This window comes from Coprobacter secundus subsp. similis, from assembly GCF_015097275.1.
In the GTDB taxonomy this organism is placed as follows: Bacteria; Bacteroidota; Bacteroidia; order Bacteroidales; family Coprobacteraceae; genus Coprobacter; species Coprobacter secundus.
The window spans coordinates 287,618-313,541 of the sequence record NZ_AP023322.1 but is presented as its reverse complement, the minus strand read 5'-3'; the positions used below and the strand labels follow the sequence as shown (position 1 = coordinate 313,541).

12 protein-coding genes and 1 pseudogene are annotated in these 25,924 nt (G+C 47.1%); all 13 read right to left on the bottom strand.

The window, feature by feature from the left end; genetic code table 11:
- Positions 1–213: 213 nt before the first annotated feature.
- A complete protein-coding gene (locus Cop2CBH44_RS01115) occupies positions 214–2,826 on the bottom strand; it encodes an endonuclease/exonuclease/phosphatase family protein (protein ID WP_246469157.1) in 2,613 nt (870 codons plus the stop codon).
- Positions 2,827–2,898: 72 nt separating this feature from the next.
- Positions 2,899–3,963 carry an alkaline phosphatase gene (locus Cop2CBH44_RS01110; RefSeq protein ID WP_021930383.1) on the bottom strand — a complete coding sequence of 355 codons (1,065 nt, stop codon included), beginning with the start codon at positions 3,961–3,963 and terminating at the stop codon, positions 2,899–2,901.
- 125 nt (positions 3,964–4,088) lie between these two features.
- Positions 4,089–6,530 (bottom strand): metallophosphoesterase N-terminal domain-containing protein, encoded by a 2,442-nt coding sequence (locus Cop2CBH44_RS01105; protein ID WP_200755397.1) that lies wholly within the window; start codon positions 6,528–6,530, stop codon positions 4,089–4,091.
- 211 nt (positions 6,531–6,741) lie between these two features.
- A pseudogene (locus Cop2CBH44_RS01100) lies at positions 6,742–6,936 on the bottom strand (glycerophosphodiester phosphodiesterase family protein); the annotation flags it as partial.
- Between the two features lie 286 nt (positions 6,937–7,222).
- A complete protein-coding gene (locus Cop2CBH44_RS01095; RefSeq protein WP_200755396.1) occupies positions 7,223–8,914 on the bottom strand; it encodes a T9SS type A sorting domain-containing protein in 1,692 nt (563 codons plus the stop codon).
- A 152-nt stretch (positions 8,915–9,066) separates the two neighbouring features.
- Positions 9,067–11,112, bottom strand: a complete 2,046-nt coding sequence (locus Cop2CBH44_RS01090; protein WP_200755395.1) for a T9SS type A sorting domain-containing protein — start codon at positions 11,110–11,112, stop codon at positions 9,067–9,069.
- 55 nt (positions 11,113–11,167) lie between these two features.
- Positions 11,168–12,919, bottom strand: coding sequence for a RagB/SusD family nutrient uptake outer membrane protein (locus Cop2CBH44_RS01085; RefSeq protein WP_021930388.1), 1,752 nt, complete (start codon positions 12,917–12,919; stop codon positions 11,168–11,170).
- Positions 12,920–12,939: 20 nt separating this feature from the next.
- Positions 12,940–15,945: a SusC/RagA family TonB-linked outer membrane protein gene (locus Cop2CBH44_RS01080; protein ID WP_200755394.1), complete on the bottom strand. Its 3,006-nt coding sequence runs from the start codon at positions 15,943–15,945 to the stop codon at positions 12,940–12,942.
- Between the two features lie 20 nt (positions 15,946–15,965).
- On the bottom strand, positions 15,966–17,774 hold the full coding sequence (locus tag Cop2CBH44_RS01075) for a RagB/SusD family nutrient uptake outer membrane protein (protein WP_200755393.1): 1,809 nt from the start codon (positions 17,772–17,774) through the stop codon (positions 15,966–15,968).
- Positions 17,775–17,785: 11 nt separating this feature from the next.
- Entirely contained in the window at positions 17,786–20,977 is a 3,192-nt protein-coding gene (locus tag Cop2CBH44_RS01070) for a SusC/RagA family TonB-linked outer membrane protein (protein ID WP_200755392.1), read from the bottom strand.
- Between the two features lie 289 nt (positions 20,978–21,266).
- Positions 21,267–22,427, bottom strand: coding sequence for an esterase (locus tag Cop2CBH44_RS01065; protein ID WP_200755391.1), 1,161 nt, complete (start codon positions 22,425–22,427; stop codon positions 21,267–21,269).
- Between the two features lie 17 nt (positions 22,428–22,444).
- On the bottom strand, positions 22,445–24,358 hold the full coding sequence (locus tag Cop2CBH44_RS01060) for a hypothetical protein (RefSeq protein WP_200755390.1): 1,914 nt from the start codon (positions 24,356–24,358) through the stop codon (positions 22,445–22,447).
- Positions 24,355–25,920: a beta-N-acetylhexosaminidase gene (locus Cop2CBH44_RS01055; protein WP_200755389.1), complete on the bottom strand. Its 1,566-nt coding sequence runs from the start codon at positions 25,918–25,920 to the stop codon at positions 24,355–24,357. Before Cop2CBH44_RS01055 ends, Cop2CBH44_RS01060 begins: the two co-directional genes overlap by 4 nt.
- Between the last annotated feature and the right edge of the window lie 4 nt (positions 25,921–25,924).

Below are 25,924 nucleotides of genomic sequence, written 5' to 3'. Positions count from 1 at the left end.
AAAAACTTTAAGTGCCTGCCTGGATTTTGCCCGAGTCAGGGTCGGGAATTTCTTTCGCGGATATTTTTCCGTTGTCAAGGGGATGATAGCGGACTATCTGACGAGAGAAAACTGGGAAAAAAGCGGAAGAAAATGACCTGATAATATTTCCTCAATTGGAAAACCCAGACCGGCTCTTAAAGAAACACAACTTTATACACCTATCTAACCTATCTACTCTTGTCTTAAAAATTTACAAAACCGATATCCGGCTTCTGTTTTCACGATACAAAGGCAAATGCCTCGTGATTTTCCCACAACAACCGGTATTTTATCGTCTTCGACCCGTCCTGCTTGTATTAACTTGCCTTCTGCATCATATATTTTGTAATCTCCGGCAATTTTCTCGGCAAACCGTACTTGTCCGTCGAAGTAGTATGCTCTTGCTTCCGAAACTGCCCGGTCGCAGATACCGATTGTCCCGATATATTCGTATGCTCCTATTGTGGCGTGCCCTTCCATGTCTCGCGGACGCCCTGTCTGGTCTTGCTCCAAAAGCGTGAAGGGGGCTTCGTCTCTGAGACCGCCATCTAAATCGGTCATGGTCATATAGTATTCGTTCAAATCTCTTTTTGCCAGGTTATTTATCGGTGTAGTCCCGTATTGCGGATTCAATACCCCGACCGTATAGGTTCCGTTTCCTTCATTTTTGGGACTGGCTTCGAACCGGTCGCCCGATACCGTCCCATCCAGGGTCTGCGCCAACCAAGAAAGTCCCGTGCCATAGTCTGCTGCCATTATATCCGTACCGGATTGTTTCATCACGATATTGTCGGCCGATGTGTACAGGTTGTGCTTCCCCATACAGTTCTTTATACCGGCACTTTCGTAGCATATATCACCGATACCGCCTGTCGAGTGATTTCCGGCTACTATATTGTTATACATAAAGACCCAGCCCGAAACCAATTGTACTGCCGCACCTTTGAAGCCGGAGGCGTTTCCTGTACTTTCACAGAAATTTCCGGCAATGGTATTGTTCACCAACGAAATTTTCCCATCCGTTCCGGCACGGAAGTATATGGCACTTCCTCCCGGAATATCGTCCCCGACTTCACCTTCAAATGCAAGGGCATTGCCGGCGAATGTATTGTTGACGAATGTAAACTTACTGCTTATCGCTTCTCCGATTACGGATATGCAACCGTACCGGGATGAATGATTGCCGATAAAACTGTTCCCCCGGGCATAAAGGGTCGTATTCTTGTCTATATGCAAGGCACTCCCCGACTCTGCGACATTTGCTTCAAAATGACAATTCCGCAATGTCGCCGACCAGTTTTTAGCCGATACATAAACTGCTCCTCCCGATGCTGCCCGGTTGTTGAAGAACGTGCAGTTTTCCGCATCTATGTCGGTCGTCGCCTTGACAGCTCCGCCGGATGCCTTTGAGATGTTATTCATAAAAATCACGTTTTTCATTTTGATTCCGGCTCCGATGCTATAAATTCCGGCTCCTCTTGTCACGGTATTATCATCGAGGAAGGCATTGCATATCTTGACATTTTCGATATGCAGAAGCGCGGGACTGTATACGTACACAAGCAGTTTGCAATTGTCTTCATTCCCCCCGATGACTTTCCCTTCATCGTCGTACCGGTCATTTCCGTTGAAGTCTCCGTCTATCGTCGTATATCCGGTAATTTTCTCAAATTTCTTATCGTACCCTCCGATAATACATAGTGTTCTCTTGACTTTGAGGTATTTTGTCCGGTCGATATTTTCCCGGTTTTCCGTCAGGTAACGGCCTTCGGTAATTCTCAACGTGTCACAGGAGCTTGCCATACTTATCGCTTTGCCGATAGTCTTAAAGGGAGACTGAAGAGTACCGTCTCCATTATCGTCTCCTTCTTCTCCGCAGACATATATGTTTTGCGGCAGAGCGGGTTGCCTCAGTGCCAAGGAGACTATTACGCAAAAGTGGTCGGACGGTGTCTCCCCTCTTCCATAATCTTCTGTAATGACTTTATAGCTTTTTACATCGGCATGCCGACTGTACACATAGTCGATGCGTTTGTTATCTGACCGCTCGGGGTTCCACCCCGAATATGTTCCTTCGGGCCCCGAAGCCGAGAGGTCAAGGCCACTCGTGAGCCGGCTGTCGTCATAGTAGGCTCCCATCACGGCATGTACGCCTTTTTCGGAAGCTTTGGCATTGAGGTCACCCACAATAAACACGGGGTAGTCTCCTGCCAGCTTATTCATCATCTCTACATTGATGCGTGTGCCTTCTTTACGGGCAATAACCCCGTCATTGTCCAAATGGGTGGAGCAGTAGAAAAATATCTCTCCGGTGTCCTTATCCTGAAGTTTTGCCCAAACAGATATCCGCTTACATCCAGCGTCCCAAGCCAGTCCGGGCACCTTCGGGTCGGGAGTCAGGAAATAATACCCCCAGTCCAGAAGGTTAAAATCAGAGGTTTTAAAAGCTACTGCCAACCGTTCTCCTTCGTTCTTCTCGGCACTTTCACGCCCCCAGGTAACCATCGAATATTCAGGTAATAATTGCCGGAGGTCGTTTTCCTGGTCGTCATTGGCGATTTCCTGTAATCCGATGACGTCGAAGCGGTTGTCTGTAATGATTTTGGCAACGTATTCTTTCCGGTTGTCCCAGTCCCGCAGACCGGTCAAGGTAGCGTTTATGCAACGGATATTGTATGTCCCCATATGGTAATCTTTTGCTTTTGCAGCTCCTGTACACAACAAGAGCAGTGCCACCATAGTAATGAATGGCGCATGGGGTATAACAGTGATATATTTTTTCGTTCTCATCTTTTTCCTGTTCATGATATAATTCGTTTTTTTCTTTTCCGGCACGGCATTCTGCTGCTTTTCCAGGAGAGGGAGGCACGCGCGTATTTATTTTAACTTCAATAAGTCCTTCATCAGGTAAAAGGATGCTGTATTGTCTTTGAATCCGGAGAAGAGTTCTGCTCCGGGCCCGTAAGCGAAAAAGGGCACGGGCGATGCGGTATGCCATCCGGTATTGAATTTTACGACCACTTTTTTCTTGCCATAGTGTCCTTCGGCAACGGTTACTCCTCCTGTTTCGTGGTCGGCGGTAATCAGGACAAGCGTATTTTTATCTTTTTGGGCAAAGTCGAGTGCTTTGCCTACTGCCCTGTCAAAGTCCAATGTTTCGCTAATCATATAGTTCTGGTCATTCTTGTGCCCGCCTTTGTCTATCTGCGACCCTTCTACCATAAGCACGAATCCTTTCTTGTTACTGCTCAACTTGTCGATAGCCAATTGTGTGGCATCTGCCAGCAGGTCAGGGTCGCGCCGAGAGGCAGGCTCTACTGCGTCTTCGGCTATTAAAGCCCCTAATTTGTCCCCGGTTGTTTTCCGGGCCTCTTCCAATGAATATACTATTTCATATCCTTTTGCCCGGAGTTCTTCAGAGATGTCGCGCCCGTCTTTTCTTTTTTCAAAGTGCATTCTTCCGCCTCCGATAAAAAGAGTAATGTCGCTTGCCAGATAATCGGCGGCTATCTCCTCGTGCATAAACCGGTGGGGCCGATGTGCGACAAATGATGCCGGTGTCGCGTCTGTCACGGAGTGGGTGGCAATGACTCCGGTAGAGAGGCCCTTGAGTGTCGCCAAACGTATGATAGAGTTCAAAGGTACTGTATCGGGGGACATGCCTACCATATTGTTCTTGGTCTTTACTCCTGTTGCTATGGCTGTACCTCCGGCTGCCGAGTCGGTAATGTAGTCGCTTGCCGAATTTGTACGCCTCAATCCTGAGTAGGGGCAGCGGTCGGTCATATTCAGATAGCCTCCATTAGAGGTATATGCAGCCTGTACCTGATTTATTCCCATGCCGTCGCCTATCATGATAATAATATTTTTAGGGCCTTTTTTGGCTAATGCCGCCCCTGAAAATATCAATAGTAATGCTACGAATAGAAATGTTCTTTTCATATTGTACAATTTTTTAATTATTGTGATAATGGTTATACATCGTGTATCTGATGTTTTTATATACATAGGGAGATATTATTACCCCTTACACCCATTTTAAATAGTCGATTTTCATTCATTTAGCATTAATATGTTAATAGTTGATTTTCGCCTATTTGTTGTTTCAAAGAAGAATAGTCCGTTGTGAAAGCATCACACTTGTATTGTTTTACCTTCCCACTATATGGGTTAGTAAATGTAGCCACTACACTCCAGTTGCCCATCTCAGACGGTTTAACATTATTGCTTGGCTTAAAATACCAATAGTGACTGGCAGTAGTCCCGCAATATGGATCTGTCTTTTTATTCGCTTCATTATAAAAGAACGAAGAAGCCCAAACATTGGAACAAGACTTATCAGCAAGCCTTGTGAAGTCGCCTACCTTTGCGTCATTCTGTCTCAACTCTACTTTCCAGTTATCAGAATCATCATCCCAAATCTGAACTACAAATGCATTCTGAAGATTTTCGTTACCTTTAATCTTACATTCGTCTGTCAAAGAAAGTGTAGAGGTTGTATACCAGTTGAGCTTGTAGCCTTTCGTTCCTGTAAGCATTTTATTGCCATCAAACACTCTCATTTGGTAGCCAGCAGGTCTACCTGTTCCTTTGGCAGTCCAATCCACAATGGAATTTCCTTCAATGGAGTAGATTGAATATCCTGATGGACCTCCGAACTTGTCCGTATTATAGGTTGACCACCAAGCTCCAGAGGCGGCACCATGGATGTGTTCATAAACAGGCTTACCATTCTGACATTTATAGTTAGCATGAATCCAGTTTTGTGAGTAATGCGTATGCCCTATCATGATATGAGCTTCATTAAACTGAGTCATCAAGGACAGCACTTCAGAGTAAAATTTATCAGTGTTAACATTGGAACCGTTATTAGAACCTCCTGCTCTAAAAGGAATATGTCCACAAAATATTAATAATTTCTCCTGTGGATTTTCCACATTGCTTAAGTCTGCTTTCAACCAATTGTATTGTTGTTCGGTGTATCCAGCCTGATAGTCCCATTTCTTGCCATTCGGCTTTGAGGTTGATGATATAGAAGTTTCATACACATTATCCATAACGACTATATGAGCCTTACCTACATTAAAGGAATAATCAGTCGGACCGAAATGGCTTTGGAAGAGTCCTGTCGGGTCAGTCTGGCTCAAACCATCATGATCATGATTGCCAATAGTCTGAAAGAATGGGATATAATCATTGCCTGATATAGCTACATTTGACATAGAGTTTTTTAGGCTTTCATATAGATTATTCGAGTCGAACGTAACGTCACCTAACGTGACAGCAACCACATTTTTGTAGCCAGCATTTCTTGTTGTTGAAACGATATCAGCTATTGTTTCGGTAGTGTAACGGTTTAGCTCTGAATTACTTGAACATTGAGGGTCGCCCACACCTATCAAAGTAAAGTTATCTCCATTATCAGAGGGTGTAAGATGGAAATCGACAATATTTACCTGGGTTGGATCTGCAATTTTACTGTAGAAATCAGGAGTCTTTGATTGATTTAAGTTTATATCATATCCTGATGGGGTTGAATAGTAAATAAAACGCGCATCTGAATGCAATGGAATTCGATATACGCCATTCGCATCAGTTTTAGTTACAGTGTAACCATCAGATACAGAAATTCCTGCAATGCCTTTTCCTGTAGTTGCATCAAGAACCTTGCCTTGACCGGTGTAGGTTTCTTGTTCTAAGGTGTTATAGTCAACGGCCGGTACATTTAAAATCCTTCCCGACTGGATAGTCATCTTTTTCACAACCTTTCTTAGGCATTTGTTCCCATCGTATACATGTACCACAAAGTCAGAATATTCGCCTGCTGGCAAAGGGAATACAATTTCTGCCTTGCCATCTTTGATAATTACATCAGAAATGGAGATTTGGTTAACGCCTTCAATTGGTGTAATGCTTGCAGATTCGTAATTTACCTCAAATTCGCCAGCTAATGCTGCTCCCGGTATGGAAAGCATAACCTTAGGGTATGATGAATTCTCATTGTCATTGATAGTAACTCTCAGGAAGCCACAAATATGTTTTAGGTGTATATACTGAGAATCGGATGTTTTAGCAACTGCAACTGATGAACCAGCAGGAATACCTGTTTCTGTGTGGCAATAGGTAAAAGGAAGATGTATTCTTGTATAATCTTCACTATCCACAACTGAAGACGGATAAACCACGCTATATGAAGAGGCTGGCTGCATATTTGGGACTGTAAAAGTAGCATTCACAGAATTTACATATTCGTTTGGCACCTCTTCTGATTGATATCCATTTACGGATATTTTGTCTCCTGCTGACCAAAGCAACTCGTAATGATTATCTGTCTTATCACCTAAGTGTGTTCTCGTGTCAGGCAACATTATTAGATTGACTCCAAATTCTAATGTATCAGTATCAGTTAATGAAGTCTCTATTTCGCTTTTACAAGCTACAAATGCCAGTGTTAACAAAGAAATAGTTGCCTTGAACAACATCGTGGTTATATGTCTCGTTATTTTCATTGATATAGTGGTCTGTTATTAATTTAATTGTCCAGAAATCATTTTCTGCATTATCTTCAAAAATTCCGTCTATACGAGAGGATTGCGCAAATCCTTTTTCAACCTCAACTACAATTATTTGAACCTCAGGCGAGATATAATTTATATCCTGCTTATCTTCTTTACAATATTTGTTTTTATTTAACGATTATTCTATAGTCTAACTAACTTCTTAATAACTAAAATCATATGACATTTTAACCGCCACAAAGGTACTACTATCATTGTAAGTCATAGCTTCCAACACACCTGTGCCGTTGGTAGTAGCATCGATATAAGGGTCGTGAAAGTTTACAATAACGCTGTCTTTTGTCACACGGGCATCTATCTCTATCATATCGATGCCTTTCGCTACCGCCCATTCGAGAGCCTCTCGGGTACGTTGTTTTCAAATCCGGCGGCAGTGTTCCCGCGATGGGCACAGAGCATCATCTTGTACCGGCTGTTTTGCGCCAAGGTCTTCAAATCGCTGCTGAGACTGCGTGCCGATATATTCATTATCGACACAACTCCTAAGAACGGCAAGAGTGCGAATATTCTGATGAACTTCATAGGTTTGTCCTTATATCTGTTTTCCGGATATTTATACAAGCCGGAGCTCCTGTCATTACTGCAACAGGAAACTCCGACTTTTAAAAGGTGTTTTTACTCAATTATTTTTTGATAAAACTTTGGGTCTGTGTTCCTACTCTGACAGCATATACTCCTGCGCTCAGACCGGATACATCTACGGTATTTCCAAAGCCTTCGATAACGGTTGCTCCACTTCTCAAATCGATAATGGCATAATTGCTTTCGATTCCTTTGATATGTAAAACGTCCGTTGCCGGAGAGGGATATACGACGAGTTTTTCAGTGTCTTCAGCAATCGATTTTTCGGTCCCTACGGTACCTTTTTTCGCTGTAATCCTTATTTCGTCGAAATGCATCATCGGTGCCAATGACTGTACTTTTATGGTGTGGCGTCCTTTGGTCAAGGGAACATCCGCATAGTCGGGTTTTATATAGGCATTGAGTGATTCATCTCCGGTTCTCTGTGCAAGTTCCTTATACAGTTCGCTCTTGTAATAGGTAGACCATACAATCATCGGATTGCCATTGTCGGGGTCTCCCGCACGGGGATTCGGATATATAAACAGGGTGTCGCTGTTTACCAGATTGCCGTCTTTAAGTACTTGCGTGCTCGTCCATCCGCTGTAAGGGTCGCTTGCCAAAGCAGCATATTCCAGTTGCGAATGTCCATTGAGTTTCGGGTATGAGCTCCAGTTGGTGGTCAGGTTGTTACCGTCGAGAGAGGTCACTACCGTTGCACAATATTTCTTTACCCAGTCTTCGGCCATGCCTTCTACTATATATCCTCCTTCTTCACGAGGTTTGCCGAAATTACCGGTTCCTGTTCCTCCAATAGGAGAGTAAACAGCCCAGTGGGTTCCTATTTTTAAGGATATATCGGCCACGCAGTCTTCGGGTACGTCAAATGTATATTCCAACCAGGCACCCCAGTTTTTCTTTGCGCTTTCGGCTGTTATTATATTGGAAGTCCCATCTACGTAATCCCCTTTATAAGTCATCCAATCGCCTCCGCTGGGAGTCATGTTCTTTACAGCCATTCCATACCAGTTGTCTTTGTGCCCATGCCCCAAAGTCCACGACTGGAAGAAAGCTCCGTCATCTTGGAAGGCAACATACAAATCGGCGTCATCGTTCCGATAACTGTTGGCCCCTCCGCCTATGGGAGAATAGGCTTTACGGTTGTTTATCCAGAACTCGTCGTAGTCTTCTGCCTGGATATAGATAGTGTCGTTCATTCTCAATTCGGGCATGAACCAATCGGTTATCAAATCGATATAGTTGAATGATACCATTTCTCCTTCTTTCATGTTTTCGAATGTGACATCGATATATCTGATTTCTTTCGTCAATTCTTCTGTCATCTCTACTTTTGCCGTATCGCAAACTTGCAATTCCAAATTATCAGGCGCCGTTTCGAAAACAAATGTTTTCAAGGCATTTCCATTTTTGTCTTTCAGAATAACTTTAGGAACAACGTGTGCTTCCCCTCCTGTGTCGGTTCCGCTGATGAATTTCAATACTGCTTGCGACACGTAAGGCTGATTTTTCTCCCCGGGTTGCGACTTCAGGTCACGAGTCCAAGTCACAGTTCCGGAGGCATCTGCCATCACTACATACAGACCATCAAGAGCTTCTCCCGTTCCTCCGGTTATCGTCCAACCATCATTTGCAGGATTGTCTCCCATTGTGAACCTGAAATAGTCGTCTCTATGTGCAAACGCACTTGTTGCTAACAGGCAACACAATACCAAATGTAATAACTTCAATTTCATAATTGTTTTGATTTAAGTGAATAATAAATATTACATATCTCTTTTTTTATATGCCATTTTCCTTTGTCCGGTACCACACTCCCGCCCCCTGTTCCGCAAAAGGCTCTGCATTTTTTTGCCGAAAAGGGGTTCAAGGAATGCGGGCTACCAGTTTACCTTACTACGAATTTCTGCGTACCCGACCTGCCATCAAGGGAATACCGGGTCATATATACTCCATCGTCCAATATCATCCGTGCGCCGTGTCCGGGCTCTTCTATCGACTTCATCATACGCCCCATAATATCGAAAACCTGAATGGATACTTCGGCAGAATCATTGTAGGAGAATGCCACATTCCCGTCAGTACAGGTTATTGTGAAATTTGTATCGTCTTTCTCGACACGGCTTACCGCAGAGGGCAAGGAAGCCCCTTTGTAACGATAGTTGAAACGTCCGTTGGGTGCGACATCCCCGTCCGATATAAATGTCATGATGTCGGGGTCGTTATCGGTGATATTATCGGCCCATTTGAAGTCTATGTCCCGGTCTCCGGCGAGTCCCAACGCAGCCCTGGGTACAGATACGTGCATCCGGTTTCCTACAACCTTATATTCCACAGGGGTTACCGTTTCCCAGAGGAATTTGTCTTGCCGGTTCTTCATCAACGAATATTTGCCGGTAGCGGCATCTTTGTACACCATATAATCGTATCCGCCCCATCCGGTCGTGTAGTCGGTATCGGTGTTGAGTAGCAGGCGCATCCAGTATTTCGATGATTCGAAGTCGCTTATATCGTCCATCGTCTCTACATAGAAATAGATATTGCCGGCATCTTTGGTTACTTTGGCCATGACAATGTCGTTGGATTTCCGTTCAAGGGTCTCTGCCGTCTGCACGTCTCTCGATATGTATGCTACATCGCCTTTATCGTCCCGATATTCCACAGGCTCGGCATCCCACTGGGAAAAATCCCCGTTTATATCTATCGACAGGTTTACAGTGGGCACCGGTATCTTATTTACCCCCCGGTACTTGCGTGTATTGGAAACCAACTGCAAATAGTAGTTGTCCCGTATCAGGGGGTGTGTACCGGGTTCCAAATCGCGGCTGAACTCGGCGTTGTAGACATCGACGAAGTATGTCTCCCCGATTTTGGCTGTGGCTCCCGGACGGATGTTTCCATATTCTCCCTGATTGTGAATCACAAACCGCTGGGCTATCCATTCGTTGAACTGGGTCACCATCACGATGGGCGGATGCACATCTATGGCGTGGTTCCACTGTTCTTGGAAATACAGCCCGTAAGGGGTTTCTTCGCATAGCCCGTATTTGTCGTATGCCGGCTGTTTGCCCCCGTGGTAGCTCTTCCCCACTTTGGTCGTCGCATGCTGGGCTACGCTGACCGAGATTTGTTCGGTCTTCTTCACCGTCGTCCCCAAAATACTGTTGTACACGCTTGTCCATCCGGGACGTTGCGGATAATATTCGAGCCAAGCCCACTCGTCGGCATTCGCCCCGCCCATCCACGCCCAGGAATTACGGAAGGTAAAGCGGTCTACCAATCCTTTCACCAAGGTATGGGATATCTCGGCCTTATTCCCGAGCAAGAGAGGTTTACCCTCATACTCGAACCAGTACTTATCATATTTACTGTCCTTATAAAAGGTATTGTATATATTCTCGGCTGTTGCCGTAGCGTTGGAGTGTACCATAAATGCCAGTTTCGGGCTTTTCATGCCCAAAGCCTCCCGCCGGTCCATCTCGCGCATCAGCACTTCTACCCGCGTGGGATAATGATAACTGTTGGTAGCATCCAGGAAGAGAAAGTCTACTCCTGCATCGACCAGCATCTGCATGTGCTTGGCCACGACGTATTTGTCTCCTGCCGTGTAGTATCCCAACCAGGGCTTACTCCCCCAATGGAAGGTCTGCTCGGCTCCCCAATCGGGATTATCGGGATTTTCCTTGAGAAGTTCCGTCACATCTTTTCCTGCCATCGGATGCATTCCGTGCCAGATGTAATAAAACATGCCGACTGTGCAGTTCTTGTCGATGCTGCCGCGTGTCACACCCTCATCGGACTGGGCTACATTTCTCCCCAATTCGTCAACAGCCACCCATGTATCGGGATATGTCTCCCATGTTTGGGCTTTCAGCGTTGACGTCACCAGCAACAGGCTCAATCCTGCCAGAATGATTTTTTCTTGTTTGCTCATCTTGTTATATTTACTTTCCGGTTCTTTTTTACTTTTAAGGAAACATTATAAGGGATTATTCCCATCCGGGATTCTGGAAATTGAGCCCGGTATGTACCTGCAAGCGTATCGCTTCTTCTCCCGGTATCGGGAAACGAAGGAACTTGTCTGTATACGCATTGCGCCGGCTTACGACAAACCGTTCGTATTTGCCTTCGTCCGTCACCCGCATACCGGTGACAATCCGGTCGGTCTCATGCAGTATTTTCCAACGACGCACGTCATAAAAACGCTGTTCTTCAAAGGCAAATTCCACCCGGCGCTCGTTGCGTAATCTTTTCCGAAACTCGTCTTTTGCCAGCCCGTACGGAATGTCGGGCATCCCTACTCTGTCCCTGACTGCATTTACCGCATCTACAGCGGCATCGGGAGCTATATCAGATGCTTCGGCTTCATTCAAGGCTTCGGCATAATTGAGGTACAACTCTGCCAGACGGAATATACGGAAGTAGCCGTCATTGTTACCGTTGGCACGGTTTGACGTGGGGTTTCCGAACTTACGCATATAATATCCTGTACGTGTATTTCTCCGGTTCGTACTCGACAAAGCACAATTTCCTCCTTCGAATGTCCAGACGTAGGTGTCTCCTCCGACCTGAAAGGGAGCCCCGTTATAGTATATCGACGCTTTCAGGCGCGGGTCCCGATTGGCAAAGGGATTATTCTCATCATACAGCACGGCTTTCGGATTGATGATGGGTCTCAAATGGTCTTCGTCTTCGTATCCGAGTATAGGCATCTCTCCGTCGATGGTCTCATAGCTGTCTACCAGCTCCTGCGAAGGGCATGAGCCTGCCCGTACTTGCCCTTCGGTAACGGGCAATCCGCAATGCTCCCACACGGTGAGTTTGTTACGCCCGGTCATTATCGTTTCCGGGTCTTCTACTCCCCTTACATCGGCTGCTGTCATGAAATACATGTCGTAAGGGGTATATGCCAAGGAGGCAAATCCTCCCGAGGGGACGGCCTTGTACAGGGAATACCCGTTTGCCAGACAGAGATCCAGCGCTTCTTTCGTTATCTGGGCAGCTTCGTCCCAATCCAACGTGCCATCGTTATTGAGGGGACTGGCCGCATATAAGGCGGCTTGTGACATTATTGCCGCACTCATCGCCTTGCTCCACCGGAAGCGGTAACTATCGGATGACCCGGAGTGCCATCCCAGTGTCTTATTTTCCATGGAAATACGACAGTCTGAAATAATCTGCCGGGCACACTCGGAGAACGTTGCACGACGCAGTTTGGAGAAGTCGTACCCTTCGGCAGAGGGGTCGTCGAGGATAATGGGCACTCCTCCGTAATTCTTAATCATCTGGAGATAATAAAAGGCTCTGAGGCCGTGTGCTTCTCCTTTGTAGCTTTCCCGCTGGTCTTCCAAGTGCATATTAGCGGTAGCGATACGGGCAATTATGATGTTGCATTTCCTGATAGGTTCATAATAATCCCACTTTTCCGGAGTTCCCAACGGATTGGAGAATGCCGATACAAAGCCGTTGCACCACTGGGACATCACTCCATTGGTGACATCGCCTACATCATGGGCTTCATCGCTTGCCGAAGCCAGAAACGTATTATCTGTATAATTGTTTCCCATGTTATTCCCGATTGCACCGTAACAACTGTTGAGGTAGCCTCCGAGAAGTTTCTGATTTTCGAATATCTGGTCAAATTCCAGTCTTCCGTCAGGATAATCTTCGATAGAGGTGCAGCCGAATGAGATTACCGCCCATGCGGCCAGTGCAATATATGATAATCTGTATCTTTTCATTTTACTTATCCTATATTTATTTAGAAATTGATATTCAACCCGAAATTAAACATCCTGTACACAAACGAATCGATGCTCTTGGACTCAGGATCAAATCCTTTGAACTTAAGGTCGGTCATCGACAGGAGGTTTTGCCCTGTGATATATATTCGGAACTGGTTCATTTTCATCTTCTTAACGATTTTATCAGGTAAAGAGTACCCTAAAGTGACGTTCTTGAGCCGCAGATAATTTGCTTTGGAGACAAAAAATTCATTGGCCAGCAAGCTCGATGAAGTTGTCGATGTCAATGCCGGATATTCTATTTTTTCCCCGGCGGCATAGCGTTCGGGAGTCCAGGCATTCCGGTGTATGTCCAGATATACGCCTTGTGCCTGATTTTCGAATACGCCAAGCCCGTCATAAAAGGCATTGCGCCCGGTCTCTCCCTGCAACTGGATATAGAGGTCGAAGTTTTTATATTTCATCTGTACGGAAGCCCCTGCCATAAAGCTGGGCATGGTTTTTACCCCATCGAGAGGGGCTTTGTCTCGCTCGTCGATAAGACCGTCACTGTTCAGGTCGCGATAGATAAAGTCACCGACACGGGGTGTGACGTCCTGATAAACGAGTTTACGGTCTGCAATTTCCTGCCGGCTGTTGAAAAAGCCGTTACCGTTGGAATAATCGATTAGATAACCGAATTTCTGCCCGATGCTGTATCCGGTCTTGCGGAAGGGGTAATAATACCCGATACTGGAATAATTGAGGTCGTTTGCATCGATTATCTCGTTCTTGTTCCAAGCGAAGTCTCCGGTCACCCCGATTTCAAACCCGGAATTCCATTTTTTGCTATATCCGACTTCGATATCCACTCCCTGATTCTGTACTTTGCCGACATTCGTATAGGGCAGTTTGTCTCCGGTGAAACCACTCAGGGCAGGGGTCAAGTCGCTCTGGCACAACACTCCTCTCTGTTGGGTACGCCAATAGTCTACCGACAGGCTCAACGAGTTGAAGAGAGTCATATCTACGCCATAGTTTTGCTGGTACGACTTTTCCCATTTGATATCCGGATTGCCCAAGGCTCCTTCTGTGACGAGAAAATTGGTAAATATAGAGCCTATGAGCCCGCTACCGCCCATATCTCTGATGTCATCGGCATACAGGTAACGGCTCGAAAAATTCCACAAGTTGTCGTACTGAAGAGCCCCGAATGACAACCTAAATTTCAAGAAATCCAGTACGCTCTGGTTTTTCATAAATTCCTCATTCGATACCACCCAGGCACCGGAAACTGTCGGAGAGAAATGAAACTGATTGCCTTTCCTCATCTGTTCGGAACCGGCATGTGTAAAGTCGAATTGCAGGAAATAACGGCCATCGTAGCCATATTTTGCATGTCCACCCAATTGTATCCGGCGGAAAGGCAGCAACCATCCGGCACTGGTACTGTCACCGAGACGGTCTTCGGCCAGATAATTCAAAAAGGCATCGACCGAGTGGACTCCGAAAGTGCGGTTATATTCGAGCATTCCTTGAAAATTCATAAAATATACGGTCGACGCGCTCTTGGACCAACTCAAGGCTTTCTCCACGTTGGTACCGAAGAGTACGAGTTCCCCTTCTTCATTCCTTACGTAACGGGCATAGTCGTACTCCCCGTTCCGGATACCGGTATAATATGAGTGGTACCCGACAATGCCTTTAAGCGAAAGTCCTTTGGTGAGGGCACTCAAATCCAGATTCAACCCGAAATCGGCATTCACATCCGTGGCTGTCTCCTGATTTACTCCTTTATAATTGATAGAACCATATATAGGATCGGAGAAATTCTCGGTGGTTACGATTTTACCGTCGACCAAAGGCCCTTCTATCGTATTGGGGGTCGTATAAATTTTATTGATAATATCTCCTCCCCGGGTTTCATTGTTACGGTATATCCTCATATTTGTATTGAGGAATGCTGTCATAAAGCTGAACAAGTCGATATCGATATTCGATACCAGTGTAAAACGGTTCTCGAAGTTGGCGGGATTATACTTTTCTTTCCAGTCTACTTTATACATTCCTTCCGTACGGGCATAACCGCCGTTGACATAATAACGTACTCTCTCGTTCCCTCCGCTGAGTTCTATATTGTACCGTTGCGAGGTACGCATGTCTTTCAGGAAGATTTTGCGCCAGTCGTTGTCGATACCGGTACCATCGGCAAAAGCAGTGATGTCGTCCGGGCTGTAAACGGGTTGCAACCCGTCATTGGCCAGTGCCTGATTACGTAAAACGGCGTATTGGTAAGAGTCGAGCATATCGGCCTTTACAGTAGGCATCTCAAGAGCAAAATTCAGATTCACATTGACTTGAGTTTTCCCGGGACGGCCTTTCTTGGTCGTAACCAATATCACTCCCTGTGCTCCGAGGGGGCCATAGAGTGCCTTTGCTGCGGCATCTTTCAGTATAGAGACCGACTCTATGCTTCTCGGGTCGAGCGAATTCAAATCGAGGGTTGGCGCCGGCACTCCGTCGAGTACTATCAATATCGCTTCGCCGTTCATCGAACTGAGTCCCCTGATATGTCCGTCATGATATCCCGCGAGCTTTCCTTGAAGGGTTTCGGTAAGGCCTTTGGACTGCCACAGTTCTATCTCTCGGCTCTTCACCGTACTCATAGACCCGGTGTAGGAAAAACGCGGTTCGGTACGGTCTAAGGCGATGTCGAGCATTTCATCGCTGCATGAGGCATCGGGGAGCATTTTCACTTCCATATCCGAATTCTCGGTTATCGGCAATATCTCGTTTTTATAACCGATACAGCTAAAAGAGAGTTTGCCGTCGGCTTTATCGGTATTTATATAGAATCTGCCTTCAGAATCGGTTATGACGTATTGCCATGAATCCAATATTTTGACGGATACTCCGGGAACGGGGTTTCCTGCCTCGTCGCGAACGACTCCGGCCAGATGTTTTGTTTGAGAAGCAGCCTCGCCAACTCCTGCCAGAGAGCAAGCCGCCACAACAATCATTACTATTTTTCTTATTTTTTTCATGATTATATTTTTAAGACTTGTTACCAACCATAATTCTGCCAGCGGTCTCCGGTCTGGTCTTCCAATGATGACACATCATCAATCGGTATCGGCAAGAAATGCCATTTGGCTTTATAGGAAAGCTTGCTGGGCGACGAACCGTCAGAACCGACGATAAAGCGTTCGTATGTCAGTTTGAGCCCCGAACGTTTGGCCCTCATACCGGTACAGAACTTTTCGTTCTCCAGATCTTCTTCGTTTCTCGTCCATCTTCTTGTATCGAAGAAACGGTGTTCTTCGAAGGCAAACTCAACTTGGCGTTCGTGCCTCAACAACAAGCGGGCTTCCTCCTGGGTAGTCGCGGTGACGTCTACCGACGGGTCGAACCCGGCGCGATGCCGTATATCGTTGATAAGCGCCAGCCCTTCGTCTATATGCCCGGCTTCAATGGCGGCTTCGGCCAGATTGAGATATACTTCTCCCATACGATAATGCTTCCACTTGCCGTCTTGTCCGGAGAGACCGGAATAGGCTTGCCAGTTACGGTATTTGTTCAGGTAATAACCGGTACGGGTGTACCGGCGGTCATTGTCGCGAAGTTCGCTATTGCCTCCGTTATAAGTCTGCACGACAGATTTGGTGTTACCTACGTATATAGAAGCCCCGTTATAGATTACCGTAGCATAGAACCGAGGGTCTCTGCCTTCGTAAGGGCGTGCCGGATTGTACCCTGAGCCCTCGGTATAGTTAGGCTGCAAATGTGTCTCGTCGAGGTAGGGTTGCTTCAAGTCCAGAACGGGTTTCCCAGTTTCGAGCATATCATAGGCATCGACCAACTCCTGGGAAGGCACGCAACCGGCCCTGTAATTGCTCTGTATAGGCAGACCCCATACCCACCACATGCCCCAGTTGTCCTTGATGTCCAACCAAATGGTTTCACGGTCGATAGGATTTGCCCCACCTGTGGCATTTTGTACAAAATATTCGCTATAAGCATTCGGATACTCATCCGGATGATGTTGTTGTGTGTACAGCTCATACCCATTGGCTTTCAGCTTCTGATAGCTGTCCTTGTTTTTCTCGTAAGCATAGTCCCAGAGATTTTCGCCACCGGTATTATACAGCGGGCTTGCGGCATACAGAGCAGCTTGGGAACGGATAGCTGCAGCCATGGCGCGGGTCAGGCGCCTGAATTCCCGGTCGTTCACTATACGCCACGGCAGGTCTTCGCACAGCATAGCCGTCTCGCAATCTTCTACGACAAACTTGAGGCAGTCTACGGCCGAGCTCTTTTTTACGGTCGAGTAGTCGGCATCGTCCGGGAAAGGGACTTTTATTATGGGAAGCGCTCCATACCATTTTATCAACTGCAAGTAATAGTAAGCCCGCAATACATGTGCCTCGGCCGTCATTCTCGACCGGTCTGTCTCGCTGTTGACTGCAGCGGTAGGGATATTCTGTAAAAAGACATTTATGGTGCGTATCGACTTCCAATATCTTTCCCAATACTGGCATTCGAAGTTTTCGTTATAACATGTCTCGAAGAGATTTTCACGGGCACTGCCCTGCCCTTTATAGGCATTGATGGCGCCGACCCCTTCCACATCGTCGCATGACCAAGACTCATCGCTCAGCGCCGAAGGCAGGTTGTCGAACCAATAATAGTTCATCATTTTATGAGGCAAATTATCGAATGCCTGGGAAAAATAAGCGGCCGTATAATCGGGATTGGCAAATACTTCTTCGAGAGAGAGACGTCCGTCAGGTGTAACGTCCATCACATCGCTACAAGAGCCTAACGATAGTGCAAAAGAGGCCGCAATGCAGGTATATAATAGTTTCTTTTTCATATCTGGGGATATTAGAATTGAATATTGATTCCACAATTGAATGTCCGCATCAAGGGGTAGTCTACTACCGATGCCTGTTCCGGGTCGAATGCTTTTGTAGGCAGCGCTGTCCACGTACAGAGATTGTCACCGGAGATATAGATGCGTACATGGTTCATTTTCGCTTTGCGGGTAAGCCGTGCGGGGAAGGTATATCCTATCTCTGCATTCTTGAGACGCATATAGGCGGCATCCATTATATAGTAACTATTCTGTATATGGCTCACGGAACCGGAATTTGCCAAACGCGGATGCGTGATTTTCTCCCCGTTGGCATAGCGCTCTTCATTCCAGCGGTTGTCGCAAATGTCCAGATAGTATTTGGAGCCTTCTTCTTCAAATATGCCCCGTCCCGAATAGTATTTGGAGTATTGTCCTACGCCTTGGAACATGACGGAGAAATCGAATCCTTTGTAAGAGGCTCCTATATGGAAGCCGTAGCTTATACGGGGCACCAGAGAAGAGTACTTGATAGGGGCCATGTCTTTCTCATTGATAATATGGTCTCCATTCAGGTCTTTGTAGATAAAGTCCCCCGGCTGGGGGATTCCTCCTCCGGTCTCATAGGTAAGCCCGCTATTGATGACATCTTCTTTACTGTTGAAGAATCCGGAACCGTCTTTTCCATGCTCAGGGTCTACGGTATGGTCGATAATGTATCCCCAATTCTGCCCCAAAGAGAATCCGGTCTCACGGTATCTGTAGGCATAGTCGCTCGACAATACGGCTTCGTCGGCCGATATGACCTTGTTTCTTGCGTAAGAGAAGTTTCCGCCAAAATTGATGTTCAAATCACGGGTGATGTCTGTATTATAGTCCAAGGTGATTTCGTATCCCTTGTTTTTTATCTCGCCCATATTCACTCTCGGCAATTGCGAGGATGTAAGTCCGGAGATGGCCGGGACGGTATTCCTCTCGATAAGAATGTCGCTACGGTCTTCGATAAAGTAATCGAAAGTCAAGTCCAAGTCATCGAAAAGCGTCAAATCGACGGCATAGTTCTGCTTCCACGCTACTTCCCAATGGATGTTCTTGTTCCCTACCATCCGTTCGTAAATTTTGCCTCCGTTCCCTAATGAGGGGATATGGCTGGTATGGTATTGCAGGTCGATATTGTCCAGATACAGGAACCGGGTGCTTCCCAAACCGTCATTCCCGACTTTGCCGACAGATGCCCTTAGCTTCAAATTGGAGATGATTCCGTTATTGCGCAAATTGTCCATAAAGGATTCGTTCGATATGACCCAACCCAAAGAGAATGCCGGGAAAAATCCGAAACGATTGGAGGGGGCAAACTGCTCCGTCCCGTTGTAACCTATATTGACCTCTGCCAGATAACGGCTATCGAATGCGTATGTACCGCGTGCCGACAGTCCCACCATATTGTAAGGGATGTCACCGCTGGCCACTTCGCGCAAATCTCTCTGGAAAAGCACCATACCGGTTACATAGTGCCTGCTGTTGAATGTGCGGTTGTAATTGAGCTGCATCTGCATATTGAGGAAGTAGTTGCTTGTCGTGGAGCGGTGCAGGCTCAAGGGGTCGTCCTCCTCATTATCTCCGTCGAAGGTGTAAATCGGCTGGTCCAGACCGGCAGGCTTGCGCTCATACTTGTAGGTCACGAAACCTTTCAATGCGGTGGTCACGTTATTGCTCCTCGACTCGAACGATGCCAGCCCTTTCAGGCTCAGGCCTTTTGTAATAAATCCGAGGTCTACATTCAACGACGCTATGGCATTCACTCCGGAACGTGTCTGCAAATTGTATCCGCTGCGATTCATATTGCCGTACCCCGATTCCAAGGTCTGTACCGGGTCGTGTACCACCTGCCCGGGCCTGACGTCGTGCACAAGGACGTTGCCTTCGGAGTCGGTCCCGTTTTCACGTACTTTGAATCCGGCTACGGTAAGCGGGCCGGGAGATGTGGGCCGGGCCGTTATCGCGTCGCCCCAGACGGCCGATTCCACCCCGTTCGTCCCGTTTACTTTTTCGATAAAACTGGAGAGGTCAAAAGAGGCTTTTATCCATTTGCTGAATGAATAGTCGATATTGGAACGGAAATTATAACGGTTCATCTTCGCCTGGGGGTCGTATCCCAGTTGCGATTTCGGTTCGGTATTGTACATACCTCCCTGGTATACATATCCTGCATTTACAAAGTACTGCAAGCGGTCGGAACCTCCCGATATGTCGACATTGGCTTTCACCATGGAGGCATAGTCTTTGAAGTAAATGCTTTGCCAGTCGGTATTGGGATACCAATAACGGTCTACGGGGTCAGAGGGCCCCGAACCATCGCGCCAAGCATCGAACTTGGCAACGTCTTTTCCGTCAAACTCGGGGGCTGCTCCTTCATTTTTGCGTGCTTCGTTGAGCAAGCGCACATAATCCCACGAATTGCGCCGGGTAGATTTACGGGCAAATGTCTGCATACTATACGAGAGGGAGGGACGTACTGAGACTTTCCCTTTCTCACCTCTCCGGGTGGTCACAAGGATAACTCCATTGGCTCCCCGCACTCCGAATACGGCTGTAGAACTGGCGTCTTTGAGCACGGTAATCGACTGTACTTCGTTGGCATCTATTTCGCGAATGCTTTCCCGGGGAATACCGTCGACCAGAATCAAGGGTTTCTTATCGTTGTACGTAGCTGCCCCGCGTAAAAACATCGTCACTTCGTCCTTGCCCGGGGCACCGTTGGTCTGTATGGTCGTCAGACCGGGAAGCCGTCCGGCAATGGCTGCCGTGATATTCGGGGCAGAACTTTTCTTGATGTCGTCGGCCCCGATAGAGGCGACGGAACCTGTCACGGTGACTTTCCGCTGTGTACCGTATGCCACGACAACAGTCTCATCGAGCAATTTTTCCGCAACTTTCATGACCACTTTTACTTGTGAGGTTTTCACAGGATATGTTGCTGTTTCATATCCCATGTAGGTGATTTCCAACACGGGTTTGGGAGTCGTCAGTTTCAGATTGAATACTCCTTCGAAATTTGTGACAGTAACATTGGCTGTTCCTTTTTCTTTTACGGTAGCTCCAATCAGGGATTCTCCGGATTCATCTACAACAATGCCTTTCACGTTTTTTATCTCGGCATATATCATTACCGGAGCAAACAATATAAGTCCCATCAGTAAAAAAAACCGGCATAGATTTTTCATTGGAATTTGAAATTTGTTAAGACTCATGTATATTAAATTTAGTTCGGTTTCCACTATACAAAGTAATGCATCGATTCATATAAGTACTATCGATTTTTGTCTAATTAATTTGCATATTTGTCTCTTTTATGCATGTGAGACTTTTTTGCATTATATACACAACATATTAATAATCAGTATATAAGAGTTAGTTTTGTCTTTACGTATACATTTCCGTATTATCGATACAGATGCAACAAAATGGTCTTGGCGCACCTGCTCATACCGGAAATTCCCGGTTTGTCTACAGTCATTTAAATACTTCCTGAACAAACCGGGAAATATAGTGACGCCAATTTCTCCAAGAATGACCGCCTTCTGTCTCGAACCAAGTATAAGGATAGTTGTTGAGAGAAAGGTATTTCCTGTAATCGAGGTTTGCACTGTACAGGAAATCATCTTTACCGATGGATATCCAATATAATTCGGGGGAGGTATCGAACTGTTTTTTCAATTTGAGTTCCATATTCTCGTAGACTTCACTATGTACTTTTTCTCCGGGTGCAACGGCTGCCGAAAACAATCCGATATAATCGAACATGTCGGGGTATCGTGCCGATATAAATTTGGCATGGAACCCACCCATCGACAATCCGCAAATGGCACGATGCGACTTTTTACGGGATGTGCGATAATGCGTATCGACGTACTGCACGATATCGGGGAATGTGCTTTCGAATGTCCCTTCCATCGTCTTCGGCAGATAGGGCGTCGGAGGGACAAGCCCGAGTGCAGACTCTCCGGGAGCTGCTTCCTGCGCTACATTGCCATTGGGCATTACTACAATCATGGGGTGTGCCTTGCGAGCCGCTATGAGGTTGTCCATTATCTGCGCCACACGCCCGAGGGCCAACCATGCCTCTTCGTCCCCTCCCATACCGTGCAACAGATAAAGTACCGGATATTTCCGTTTCGAACCGGGGTCATATCCGGCGGGTGTATAGACGGAGAGACGTCTCTTCATCTGCAACGACGGACTGTCGTACCATACCCGCGAGACCGTCCCGTGAGGCACGGCATTGACTTTATAAAGGTCTCCAATGCCTCCACCTATGATAAAGATATTCATCGTCGTGGATACATCCCGGACTATATACACGTTAGAGGGGTCTAACATCATCATGCCATCTACTACATAGAAATAGCTGTACAACTCTGAAGGCAAAGGCTCCGGGGTCGTATATTCCCAGATTCCTTCCGCATTTTTCTTCAAATCGGCACCTCCTGAAGAAAAGCAATCACTACCTACTCTCACCGATGCAACATGGTCCGGGGTCTTCAGCCGAAAAGTAACCCGGTTATCGTCATGTATTTCGGGAGAGACAATCGTGTGCCTGCTATCCAATGCTTCTTGGGCTGAAGCGGTGATGCCGACTGTCAAAAGCATTGTCAATAAAAGATTTTTTATCATACTGTCTTTTCTATAATTCAATGGTGAGATATGCTTATGTAACCTATTTTCCAACCGTCCATCGCAGGCAGAGTGACTATAACATCGCTACCGTCAGCTACGGCTTTCAGCCGGATATTTTTATGTCCGGGTCGTTTCCAGATGTATCTGCTTTTCGAGGCGCATCCTCGTAATCTCAGTTTTATCCCTGTATACCGGGATATGCTGCTGTTGAGTACCGTAACGGAACGCAGGCGATAACCGGAATCGACCCGAGGCACGACCACTACTTGTGCTGCTGTCTCAGTCATTACGGGCAACCGATGCTCCGATACCCAGTCGGCAGCCTGTATCAGGGCAATCCTCGAGGCATTATTTACCGCAAGGCTGAAGAAGGGTACTACTGCTACCCGCGCTCCGTCCGTCGAAGTATAATATCGGGTCTCTACGGCTTCTACCGATTTGCCACAAGGGTCAAGGCTCTTATCAAATCCACGGCTGCACGCTATATTCCAAGCTGCCCGGTCGATGAGTATGCCTCTTTCCCGAAACAACGATTCCCCTTCTTTCTGTCCCAATCCCTTAACGGCCTCGGCATCCATAAAGAGTGCAGAGCTGTAATCTCCGTCGGGACTGAATGGTATTCCTAAGGTTGCCAACTCTGAAATCACATCATTGGCTCCGGTGGTAAACCATCCGAAGGCGGGTTCTCCGGGATAATGCGGACGCAATACGAAATCGGGGCTGATATAGGGATTCAAACCTCCCGGCTGAGTGCCTCGATTGAACTCTACGTATTCTTCATAAAAGGACCGGCAAGCGGACAGAGGGCCAAAATAGTTACCGGCATACCAGCTCATGGGTTCCAATGCACTGCATATAATGGCATATGACAGTTGTGTCGCCCCCATGGAGAGGTATAGCAATGACTCAGTACACAGACCGTCAGGGGATTTTCCGGTATGTCTGTGCGGATGGCCTTCGATTTCGGCTGCAATCTGCGTTACATACGCGGGCAACCGCCGTATCTGCCGCGCCATGTCGAATGCTTTTCGTATCATGCCTCTGGGTTCATGATCATCGTAAAAACCACTGCCCGGACGAGATGCCGGGGCCTTACCCGTCTCGTCTTTAATGGCTTCAAAAACGGGGGTCCAATCGTATCCTTCGAGCAACTCGCGATGAAAATTGGGATGCTGCAAGCCGACAATTGTCTCCGGTGATACGGCATGTACGCCACGGGCAACAGAACGGGCTACTTGAGCCAGGCTTTCTTGGGAGAATTCTATCCATCGACTGCGCAAAATACCGTTGTCTGCATTGCCGTTCATGGCAGCAAGGAGAGATGCGGCCTCGTAACTGTATCCGTATTTTTGATTGAAGAGGGATATGCAAGTATTGCAAAAACACAGCATTTTTGCAGGCCAATGCTCCGTAATTCTCAAATCGTCGTCGAGCCATACTACCGACGGCTTGCATTGTAATGCGTATTGGGCAAAGGTATGCTCTACGTATTCGAGGAACTGTGCCTGCCGGGGACAACTGCACATTCGGGTTGCCTGCCCGGCATTGTTTACTATCGTTGTCCATTTATCGGGAATGGACTCCTCGGTATTGAATTCAAAGCCGTCTCCATGTCCTATCGTAAGTCCCTGCACAGACGGCTTTATTCCTATGGCTCTCAGCTGCCGGGCAGCTTCTCCCATTTTCCGAGCCGAACAGTTATGTTTCTCAGATAAAAGCGTATTATATTCCATGAAAAACCAGGCTTCATCCCAAAGTCCGGGATAATCTTCCAGCGCTGCCAACAGCTCATTTTTCAACGAATCGTCGGTATGGTGATGCGGCCAGAGCCGTAGCAACATCTTAAATTCGGATGCGGTTGCCCATACCGGCCATAAGAAGGACATGAATACCAGAGCTAAAATGTAAAGATGTGTTTCGGATTTCATTTGAATATGTCTATTACTTTGGCGTAATTGTATCCGTACTTGTCATATATCTGTGCCAAATGACGGAGACGTTGCAGGAAGGCCGAATAGTCCATCCGGCCGGGTTGGGACCATTGTACTTCAGAGAGTGCGGCCAATCGTGGCAGCAGCATGTACTGCACTCTGCCGAAAGTGGGCATATACTCGGTCCAGACGTTTGCCTGGACGCCTAAAATGTGTGTCATCTTTTCGGAATCGAATCCTTCGGGCACCGGATTCAGAGAGTACACTTTGTCTATCTGCGTCACTTTTTCCTGGTCGTAATCAAAGTAACAGTGGGACGTGGGGGAAAGTATGGCGTCGTGCCCTTGCTTGACGGCTTCGACGGCCCCGCCCATGCCTCTCCAGGAGTGCACTGTGGCGTCAGGGCCCAAGCCTCCTTCGAGTATTTCATCCCAACCGATGACTTTACGTCCTTTTGCCGCCAGAAATTTCTCGACCGAGACCATGACATAGCTTTGCAGTTTCTGCTCTGCCGAGTGTTTTTTGTCCGGGACTATGCCGAGTTCTTTTATTTTTGCCTGACACGCCCGGCACTCTTTCCAACGTTGTTTGGGGCATTCGTCTCCCCCGATGTGTATGTACTGCGAGGGGAAGAGCCCGGCTATCTCGGTAAAGACATCTTGCAGAAACTGCATGGTCTCGTCTTTTCCGGCGCATAGTACATCTGCCGGCCCTCCCCATACTTCGCATACTCCATAAGGGCCACCGGTGCATCCTATCTCGGGATATGACGCCAATGCCGCTGCAGAGTGTCCGGGAATGTCTATCTCGGGAATAATGGTTATATACCGCTCTTGTGCATATCTGATGATGTCGCGTATCTCGTCTTGTGTATAAAACCCGCCGTGAGGCGTGCCGTCGCCTGCCGTCTGTTTACGGTATGCTCCTACGGAGGTGAGCCGGGGCCGAGACTTTATCTCTACTCTCCAGCCCTGGTCGTCGGTGAGATGCCAGTGGAAACGGTTTACATTGTGAAGCGCAATGATGTCGATATAGCGCTTTACCGAATCGACGGGGAAAAAGTGCCTGACTACATCGAGATGTACTCCCCTGTATGCGAAGCGGGGCGAATCTTCTACGATACATGAGGGTATTTCCACTTCGGAGGCCTGCCCTGCAGGGAGTGCCTTGCGCAATGTCTGTATGGCATAGAATACACCTGCGGGAGAATTGCCGACGATGTGTATGTTTTTCTTGTCGACAGTCAAGGTGTACCCTTCGGCATCGGAAGAGGTATCTTTGACGCGGAGGCTTATCGTCCCGCGTTTCCGAGGTCTATCGGTCAGCTCGGGAACAATGCCTGTGATGTCGGTAATGTATTGTTGCAGAAAGGCGGCATTGCGCTTCTGCCCTTCTTCGTAGTATATTTTGGTATTGCTATCCAGAACAAAGGGGGCCGACGTACCGGCACAGATGGTACGCGGCACGGGTATTACATTAAAATCGGCTTTCGGGCCGGCGGCAGATGCCGTACTCAACAGGGCAAACAGCCCGATAATCGTGACGATTCTATTTTTCATAGGA